The organism is Pedobacter sp. (assembly GCF_045628745.1).
Classification (GTDB): Bacteria; Bacteroidota; Bacteroidia; order Sphingobacteriales; family Sphingobacteriaceae; genus Pedobacter.
Genome location: NZ_JAZQPU010000115.1, coordinates 1 through 1,677 on the forward strand (window position 1 = coordinate 1; position 1,677 = coordinate 1,677).

At 43.0% G+C, this 1,677-nt stretch carries 2 protein-coding genes; both read right to left on the bottom strand.

Annotated elements, in window-relative coordinates:
- Nucleotides 1-806, bottom strand: an 806-nt coding sequence (locus ACR2F7_RS04915; protein WP_432712476.1) for an exopolyphosphatase, incomplete at its 3' end; no start/stop codon positions are given.
- Nucleotides 807-821: 15 nt separating this feature from the next.
- Nucleotides 822-1,677 (bottom strand): ABC transporter permease (locus ACR2F7_RS04920; protein WP_432712477.1); only part of this gene is annotated, 856 nt, incomplete at its 5' end.

Sequence of the window (1,677 nt, forward strand, 5' to 3'; positions counted from 1 at the left end):
GAGGCCATTACAATCATATCTACCCGCAATGGAATTAAACCTTTCATTTGGGCTCTTTCCTCATGGGTAGAGTTTATTAAGGTCTCTGCGAGTTGGCGGTAGCCGGCATAATCAATAGGAGTGGTGGCCAGGTTTTTTAAATCAAGACCGGGGTTAAGCATTTCTGCGAAGGTTTCAAAAGCCCCAGCAGAACCTACTAAAACAGTAGGCTGGTATTGTTTAAAGGCAAGCTTCAGGTCAGCCAGTAGGTTAGTTAAATGTTGGTTAATAGCAGACTGATCTTCTTTTGAAATGGGGTCTGAATAAAAATAAGCCTGCATTAACCTGGCAGCGCCAACGTTATAGCTTTTTTTCCAAAGTACCTCATCAGGTTTGCAGATGATAAATTCGGTGCTGCCACCGCCAATATCCATCACCAGCGAGGTGTTTTTCAATACACCTGTTGCCTGTACACCTTTGAAGATGTAAGCAGCTTCCTGCTCGCCAGAAATAACTTCTATGTCAATGCCTGTGCTTTCTTTGACGGCTTTAACAAAGTCGGCACCATTAATAGCACTGCGCACGGCCGAGGTTGCCGTTGCTTTCAGCATTTCAACGCCCTGTTTTTTCAGTTCTTCGCTAAACTGCTTTAAAGTATGCAGCCCTCTTTCGAAGGCTGCAGGGATAATGATATTTTCATTCAGCCGCCCTTCGCCCAATTTTACCGGGACATTTGTTTTGTAGCTCACCTCCACTTTTCCGGCAGAAAGGTCTGCAATAATCAAATGAAAAGTGTTGGTACCTATATCTATGGCGGCTGCTTTCATGAATGTGTAATTTTTTTAATTTTTATAGGTGAACCACTTCACCATTTCTTTTAAATTTGTTTTCTTGCCGTACATTAAAATTCCCACACGGTAAATTCTGGAGGCCATCCAGACCGTACCGATAAAGCCGATGACCAATAAAAACATTGACAGGGCCAGTTGCCAATCGGGAACGCCATAAGGCATTCTCACCATCATGGCAATGGGCGAGGTAAATGGAATAATGGAAAGCCAGAATGCCATAGGGCCGTAAGGGTCATTTGTTACGACGCTCAAAGATAATACATAACCTAAAAGCAAGGGCATCATTACCGGAAACATAAATTGCTGTGTCTCTGTTTCACTGTCCACAGCAGAACCTATGGCGGCATAAAGTGCGCCATAAAACATATAACCGCCAATAAAATAGAAAAAGAAAACGGCGATGATTTTGCCAAGTTCAAGGTTAGCCATGCTTTTCTGCATCACTGCCAGCTCATTGGTGTCAGCATTGGCAATTTGTGCTACCGGTGATCCGTTGGTTTGCGTAGCCATGGTTACTTCTTTCATAGCCTCTTTATCAACAAATGCAGACATCGCCAAGCCAGAAATGGAGAAGGTAAGTACAATCCACAAAATAAATTGGGTTAAGCCTACCAGGGCAATGCCGATGATCTTGCCCATCATGAGCTGGAAAGGTTTAACAGAAGAAATCATGATTTCGATAATGCGACTGGTTTTTTCTTCAATCACCCCGCGCATTACCTGTACGCCATAAAGCATAATGAACATAAACATAAAAACACCAGCAATATAGGCTACAATGGTGCTTGCCCCAGCACTTGAATCTTCTTCAAGACCTGCTTCATTGATTTTCTTGGTATCAATGTCT